Here is a 7,374-nt window from a genome sequence, read left to right as displayed (position 1 = left end):
CGTTAAGGTTAAGTCTCTTTGGCCCAGCGAACTTTCTGTACCTGCAAAGCCACCATAGACTGGTATATAGCCAACCAATGAGAAGGTATTGTTTCTTCCGTCAGCAATACCAAAATTATTGTCTGCCGGGCTGTACGAAGGTTTAAAAACACCGCCTGCCACCCAAATTTGTGTGATGGCGCTATTAGTTTTTGCGGCAACCAGCACATCCGCGAGTTCGGCATACGCATTTGCACAGCTGCTGCCGTTAACATTACCTGCGCCATACTGTTTTACATAAACAATCCCATTGACATCAGGCAAAACCGTCACATAGGGGCTTTCCTTAGCGCCCAGATCCACCGAGCCTTTAATACGTTGGTTTCCGGCCAGATCGGTTTTTACGGCTAAAAGGTCGGGCGATTGTCCGGCGGCAAAAAAAGCATTGCTGCCCGCATGGATGGCAGGGCTGCCGGCTCTAGGCGCATAATCGCCAAGGGATTGATCAAAAATATTGTTAGCATCTCCGCCGTAAACCAACATGTTGGCGCCCGCAGGGTTATCCTGGACCAAACTATTCCTGTAAACAGGTTTGGAACCAAGATTTCTGACCCCGTTGTCGGTGTTAATACCTGAGATGTTGCGATAGATGATGCTATTATTGATTTTTGGCGAGGAGTCACTGTTAAACATCCCACCGCCTGACCAGTCCGAAACGTTATCGACGACGGTGACATTGGTCAGCACAGGTGAAGAGTTCGTGTTAAACATCCCGCCACCATAAAATCCGGCGTTATTGCTAATGATCACATTGGTAAGCACCGGAGAAGAGGGATCATTATTAGACATACCACCGGCGTAATTAGCAATATTTCCACTGATTATCAAATTGGTCAGTATCGGTGAAGAAGCGGTCAAAAACACGCCACCGCCAAAGTCAACTTTTACGGTCCTTCCGTTTATGGTTCTATATGCACCGTAGCTAAACTGACCCTGGTTGTAATAATAATCGAAGGCCTCCCCCCACTGATCGTAAAACCGTTCAACTCTGCCGTCCATACATTCCCGGCAGCGACGACAACGTGGTAAACGTCGCCGTCAGATGCGGAATTGTTATTATCCGGATCACCGCTTAAAGTGCAGTTGTTGGCCGCCAGGCTTAAGTTGCGTTCTACCAGGGTATTTTCATTGCCCGCGAACCCACCGTAGATTTTCAGATTATTTACCATCAGAAACGCATTGCTTTTGCGGTAGCTTACATAGGGGCTGTTGTTACCAAAATTATCATCTAGTGCGCTGTAAAGAGGTTTATTAACACCGCCTGCCACCCAAATCTGCCCAATTTCAGAATTCCGCTTGGCCTCAACCAGCGCATCGGCCAGCACGCCTACGGCATTTGCCCAGCTGCTGCGACTGCCTGTTGACCTTTTTTTACATACACGATGCCATTGGCAGGCGTAATTTGTGCGACGATCTGATGCGAAAAAGCTATTGCAAATAGCATTCCGATAACAAGAAATTTTTTCATGGGAACGTTGAGTTGAAATTGTTAGCGTAATATCTAAGTTAAAAAAAAGAATTTCTCCGGATCGCGAACATATAATATGGGTTGCGGTAGCTGAGCTGGGGCCAATTTTTAAGCATAAAAAAAGCCTTAGCTAGTTTACACTTTGCGCGTCAGAAAGAAGAAATTAACGAAAGAAAACGCCTGAAGCGGCGCGGCGTGTCCGTGTATACACGGAATGGGAAAGTCCCGTTAAAACTGATCATGAATCGTTGAGGATAGAGGGTAGCTAACCGAAAGATACAAAAATATCCATAGCGTCAGGCTCCTTTGAATAAATTGTATAAATATCGAGCGACTCCGGTTGGTCTTTGTAATTTATCTTCCTGCGGAAAACAGCGTTGCAGGTTCAATAACTTGCTTAACAAAATATCCTCTAACAAGGATAGTCATCGAGTCGTCTACCCAGAATTCCGGCTCCGATGGTTCGATTGATATAGTTTTTCAGACAACCTTCTTACCCGATTCAAAGCCTTGTCAACTACGAAAAAACCGCAGAGGAAAACAGCAACGACAAGCTCATTCACTCTAATCCGCTACGGGTATAGCATCAAATACAGGAGAAATTGATCCGGCTTTACGCCGGATTCAGGACATGACAAGACTGATTAGCCTGGCACTTTTAGGTCTGGACTTCTATTATATTTGCTACACTGCCTTTGAACAGTGGAAGCTTGTATCCTCATTCAGTGACCGTATTCTGAAAAACATTTTCAGACTGGTTTATTCTCGACGTTTAGCGGAACCAAACTGGCCGCACTTACCTTTCCCGCTATTTCACTGCTTGGCGCGAAAGTAAAAAGGAAGAATAGCTTTGTTTCCAGGCATCATTGATTTACTTGCACATGGGTGTAACGCACTATTTTTTTTAACAGATGGATCTTCTTGCTACCATCACATTAACGCTCTGTTTCGACCATGGACCAACACTTCGTCCAACGAAAGAAGGCCTGCTGAACAAGACCAATTTACAGAATTTGTCTTCATAACTTTTATTGTTCCATTAAAATTTCTCACAATTATCTGCTTTGAAGCAACTTATCTCTTCAGATATTATTTGAGCGATTCCACTGATAGCAAAACATTTCAATTTGGAAAAATCGCCATTTCAGGTTTACTGGGAAAGAACAGAAAAATTTATCCGGACATACCTCTCTGATGTACTCATCAAAGTTTAAATTTTCTGTTTCGTTAACAGTCTTGTAACTTTTGTAAAACCAATAACTTCCGAGGCCTCATTGTGGATAGCTGTTATCACGATACTTCCCCAGAAACGGGATCCATCTTTGCGAACCCGCACACCTTCACTTTTTGAAAAGCCTTTCTTTATTGCAGTTGAAATAAGCCTCGCAGGCAGATTATCTGCTCGATCTTCGATGGTATAAAAAATGCTGAAATTCTTTCCGATTATTTCTTGTGCTTTATACCCTTTCAAAATCTCAGCACCTTTGTTCCAGTTTTCTATATTTCCATCGCAGTCTAACAACAAGATTGCATAATCTTCAATTTCCTCAACCATTCTGCTAAAACGAAGCGCTTTGATATCTTTTTGACCCAGCGATTCATGAACAATGTCGCGAATTCGGCCATCAAGTGTATCAGCTGCTTCGCACATCATTTCAATCCAATCTCTATCCACAAGCTGAAATCCCCCTCGTATGAGTTCTACAAGTCCCATGATGGAAGATAAGGGTTGGCGGATGCTATGGGATTGTATATATGCGATTTTCCGGAGCGATTCGTTTTTTGCCTGGATTTGCTCCAATTGTTTTTTAAGCATCTTTTGAGTCAGCTCCAATTCCATTAAATACACTACCTGCCGAGCCAATGTCAATAATGTTTCTTTCTGTATGAAATCCAGATTACCCGGCTTTAAATCGAATAAACAGAGCGTTCCAATATTTTGTCCGTTTCCTATTGTTAGTGGCGCACCCGCGTAGAAGCGTAAATTTGGATCCTGCTGAACCAAGTCGTTATTTTTAAAGCGCTCATCTCTACTTGCGTCTTGAACTATCATTAACTCATTATGCGGGATCGCATATTGGCAAAACGACGTTTTACGTGGCATTACTTCAACATCTACGCCGGATCTGACTTTAATCCAGTTTTGATTTTTGTCAAGAAGTGTAATCAGGGCAACAGGTTTATCGCAAAGCTTTGAGGCGAGGTCAACTATATCCTGAAATTCTTTTTTTACGAAATCGATTTCCAAAAAGGATTTTACAGATTCTAGGCGGAGTTCTTCTGGGGTAACCATATTGTTATTTCACTTGTTAGGATGCTTTTAACTTTGAAACACTTTAATATTTCATTAAAACTAATCTTTTTTTGCAAAATACTCCGAACCATCGGCGGGTCTGGTATGACAAAAACTAACCCAAAAAAAATCTATTTAATTTGTAGAAATGATTCATTAACATGTAGCTTATTCGACATTTAAGTTAAAATTATTGTAATTTTAACGCTTTCACTCGTTTCCTATTTTAATAATTTTGATTTTCAAATCCAATGGGCGTTTCTTCACTTATGATCATCGATGATGATAAGATGTTCCAGTTTATTGCAAAAAGAATGATTCATGGCGTTTTACCTGAAAGCAATATCCTACAGTTCCCAGATGGAGAGGATGCTTTAAAATTTATAAGGGATTCTCAGACGAACGGAGTTGTTTTACCGAATCTCATACTTCTTGACATCAATATGCCTGTGATAAATGGCTGGCTTTTTCTGGATGAGCTCGCAAAGACTGGACCCATTGATTATAGCCCTGTTATTCACATGATCAGCTCATCCGACGATCCCGTTGACCGAGATAGGGCTGAGAACAACATGCTCATTGAGAGTTATCTGTCAAAACCGATAACACGGCTGATGCTCTCAACAATTATCGAAGCAACTTAAAACTTATTCAGAGAATTTTTATAAACTAAACCTTAGGTAATATTTTTTCAATTGACAACAGTTGATCTAAGGTTACTAATTTATATTTAAAACTGGATCAACATGCCTTTGAATGGCCGATTATTCCCATCGATGATCAGCACAGAATCTAATGCAGGGATGATTCAGCATCAGAAAGGATCTTAATAACCTTTTGCCTCTTTTAGCAATGGGTTATGATTGAATTGGAATTCGCCACATTGTAGATGCTGACTTTAATTGAAAGAAGTCGATTCAATTTATTTTTATATGATTCAGAGGTTCGCTACATGATCGGAAAGGGATAAAAAGGTTACGTGTAGACTACAGATGGCCGGACCACTTGATTTCGTCGCTAATGGACTCCCATTGACTATTGTCCATTAGAATATTTGAAGAATAAAAACCAATTATTTAGCATCTTCAAATTCAATCGTCACAAAGTACACTTAATTTGCGAATTATACTGGTTAGCGGTTCGGTATTCTGCACATTCTCCTAAAAATTCTCCTTTCCAGACACAGATTTGTGTTGGATAAATTTTGTCCTAACCGGCAGGTTCATGAGAAGTACTTATTTCATTATTAGCTTCAATGGCTACCCCTGGCTCTGCCGGTGATCCGATTGAAGCTCGCGCTTAATTTTCTTCGTTCCTTACTGATTCTACACTACCAAATAAAATCTAAGTATCAGCCGGATATTAGCGAGTATCAACTATGTCATGGTGATCTATTGACAGTACAAAGTAAAAACCAGACTGCCATCGTCTAAAACCTTAACAAGGTGGTTTATGGGACTAGCTCCTATCTAAAATATCTGTTCCATGGCGCTATATAGACACAAAATATTCCTGAGCTTTGTCAGGAATATTTGAAACTACTTCCACAAATTCAATTGGTAATTATTTCAGCTCAATCAGGAAACTCCAGTTCCAACTTTAACTTTTCATAAAGAGCGTTTATGCGGAATACCATATTAATACAGTCTTGCTGAGACATCTGATTAATGGTATTGATAAAAGCATTGGTTTTGAAATTCCCTTCCTGATCCTTCTCTGGGCCTTTGTGTTTCAATTCAGAGGCAATGCTTTCCCATTCGGGACACAAAGCATCCGAAAAATATTTTCCTGTAATTACATTAAAATATGCTGCCTGTGATTTTAAGATTTCTTTTGATAGCAGAACGTTGGCAGTGAGATTTGAGACGAGTTTGGATAACTCGATATAGACGAAAATATTAGACTTTTTCACTGAAATTTATCGTTGAGGGTTTCTGCCATCAAATTTACAATAAGTTCTCCTATTTATGTAACCAATTACCAACTATATAAAGCTATTGCTTGTATCAATTCTCCGCACTTCGGCTCACAAGCAATTTTGTTGTGCGTATTTATGTTGGAAAATACCGAATTGTCTCTTCGAAGCATCGCAAGGAAAGGGCTAATCAACAGCTTAGAAACATTGAAATATTTCCAGTGAAATGAGGTTTGCTAATAATGGCGCACAGTTAATTATTAGAGCTTCAAAATTTCTTCTAACGAAAGGCAAATATTTGACTTGCCTCTGCGTTAGGAAGCTGCGTAATTTTTTGTGTGAGGCAAACCAACTAAAAAAAGAGATTAATAATCGCGTTGAATAAAAATGGCCCAAAATCAATTCCAAAATTACCAAGGGAATGTGATAAACTATTATGGGGAGAATTTGTGGTTTTGAGGCAAACAAAGAGGGTTCGCAGTTGTTCACATGATAATCTATGTATGTATGGGGATAGCATTTTATCACCAGCGTAAAGGTCATTCTATTCAAGGCCGATAATTTACATACCGACAGCCCAAACTTGTATCGATCATTATTTTCAATTCTGCAAGCAACGTGGTAATAAAGCAACCGGTGAACACTGATTGCCGGCCTATAAATCTATTGCTGGAACATATGTCCAGTGCGTGCGACTCCGGCGATCCCAGGCCTGATGAAAATAAGTTCAAGCAGATACACGGGGTATCCTCTGTGATCTTGTACCAAACGAGCTGGCTGTTCCAATGAAATTGGAAGAGTTCAGAGCATAAATTCTGCCGGTTTTGTTTTGATCAAAGCGCTGTTGTCATTTCACAGTACGGGTCTTTTTTACTTGTGAGTTTGAACAAAGAATCTGCTTTATTGATGGTTATTTGTCGGTATAGTGCAATATTTAGAGAATAATATACAAGGTCTAAGTCAATTATGCAGCTGATAAATAGAAAACCTTCCTATAGATTAAAGATGCAGATTAAATTGAAAAGAACGAAACACCTGTTTCTATTGATTATCCTGATTTTCCCCTTTCCGTTTTTTTCAATTCCGGCTTGCAGCCAGACCTTATCTGAACTGCGTAGTAGTTTCAGTAGCTTCCAGGGTTTGCCAAACGACTCCCTTAAGGTTTTCGTCTGCAACCGGCTGGCCGGGAAATATTTATATAAGAATCCTGACAGCTCTATTTTTTTCGGCAAAATCGCTTTGCAGGCTGCAAAAAGACTACATCTCAACAAGGAAAGTGCAATTGCTTATAACTATATCGCTAAAATAAACTACATCAGCGGGTCCTATTTCGAATCCCTATCCTACGCAGACTCCGCACAGACGATCAGCAGGAAATATGAATTTAAGCCCGAACTCGCCGTTGCAATCAATACCATAGGATTGATCTATCTTGGCCAGGACAGGCTGGATGAATCAATCCCGGAATTCAGAAAAGCCCTTGTACTCAATCAGCAATTGAAAGACAGTGCAAAAATCGCAGCTAATTATTTCAACATTGGGTTAGCTTATGATGAACTTCGCCAGTTGGATAGTGCGTTTTTGAATCTCAATAAAGCACTGCTTGTTGCAAAACAATGCCGGGACGGACACCTGCATCAAATGTCGCTGAACCGGACG

The 7,374-nt window shown here is 40.4% G+C and carries 8 protein-coding genes; 3 read left to right on the top strand and 5 right to left on the bottom strand.

What is annotated here, in order from left to right; translation table 11 throughout:
• The 3 genes from AC1XUO_RS29470 to AC1XUO_RS29460 form a co-directional block, all read right to left on the bottom strand.
• Nucleotides 1-1,038 (bottom strand): choice-of-anchor Q domain-containing protein (locus tag AC1XUO_RS29470; RefSeq protein ID WP_483333491.1); only part of this gene is annotated, 1,038 nt, incomplete at its 3' end.
• Nucleotides 939-1,364, bottom strand: a complete 426-nt coding sequence (locus tag AC1XUO_RS29465) for a hypothetical protein (RefSeq protein ID WP_483333490.1) — start codon at nt 1,362-1,364, stop codon at nt 939-941. The genes AC1XUO_RS29465 and AC1XUO_RS29470, both read right to left, overlap by 100 nt.
• Nucleotides 1,365-1,366: 2 nt before the next feature.
• Complete coding sequence (locus tag AC1XUO_RS29460) at nt 1,367-1,507, bottom strand: hypothetical protein (protein WP_483333488.1); 141 nt, start codon at nt 1,505-1,507, stop codon at nt 1,367-1,369.
• Nucleotides 1,508-2,087: 580 nt separating this feature from the next.
• On the opposite strand from AC1XUO_RS29460, the gene AC1XUO_RS29455 reads away from it, so the two are divergent.
• Nucleotides 2,088-2,342, top strand: coding sequence for a YWFCY domain-containing protein (locus AC1XUO_RS29455; RefSeq protein ID WP_483333492.1), 255 nt, complete (start codon nt 2,088-2,090; stop codon nt 2,340-2,342).
• A gap of 375 nt (nt 2,343-2,717) precedes the next feature.
• Here the strand turns inward: AC1XUO_RS29455 and AC1XUO_RS29450 are convergent, their stop codons facing one another.
• Nucleotides 2,718-3,800: a PAS domain S-box protein gene (locus AC1XUO_RS29450; RefSeq protein ID WP_483333487.1), complete on the bottom strand. Its 1,083-nt coding sequence runs from the start codon at nt 3,798-3,800 to the stop codon at nt 2,718-2,720.
• A 251-nt stretch (nt 3,801-4,051) separates the two neighbouring features.
• Between AC1XUO_RS29450 and AC1XUO_RS29445 the strand changes: the two genes are divergently transcribed.
• Nucleotides 4,052-4,444: a response regulator gene (locus AC1XUO_RS29445; protein ID WP_483333486.1), complete on the top strand. Its 393-nt coding sequence runs from the start codon at nt 4,052-4,054 to the stop codon at nt 4,442-4,444.
• Between the two features lie 929 nt (nt 4,445-5,373).
• Here AC1XUO_RS29445 and AC1XUO_RS29440 read toward each other — a convergent pair.
• Nucleotides 5,374-5,712 (bottom strand): hypothetical protein, encoded by a 339-nt coding sequence (locus AC1XUO_RS29440; protein ID WP_483333485.1) that lies wholly within the window; start codon nt 5,710-5,712, stop codon nt 5,374-5,376.
• Nucleotides 5,713-6,732: 1,020 nt separating this feature from the next.
• Between AC1XUO_RS29440 and AC1XUO_RS29435 the strand changes: the two genes are divergently transcribed.
• Nucleotides 6,733-7,374 (top strand): tetratricopeptide repeat protein (locus AC1XUO_RS29435; protein ID WP_483333484.1); only part of this gene is annotated, 642 nt, incomplete at its 3' end.

This window comes from Dyadobacter sp. HNCC25DJ186 (assembly GCF_056895235.1).
The sequence above is the reverse complement of the archived record's forward strand: the minus strand, read 5'-3'. Positions and strand labels throughout refer to the sequence as shown.

Bases quoted from the DNA above. Each gene is read 5' to 3' on its own strand.
- AC1XUO_RS29460 (WP_483333488.1), bottom strand. From the start codon at position 1,507: ATGAAAAAATTTCTTGTTATCGGAATGCTATTTGCAATAGCTTTTTCG.
- AC1XUO_RS29445 (WP_483333486.1), top strand. From the start codon at position 4,052: ATGGGCGTTTCTTCACTTATGATCATCGATGATGATAAGATGTTCCAG.
- AC1XUO_RS29450 (WP_483333487.1), bottom strand. From the start codon at position 3,800: ATGGTTACCCCAGAAGAACTCCGCCTAGAATCTGTAAAATCCTTTTTG.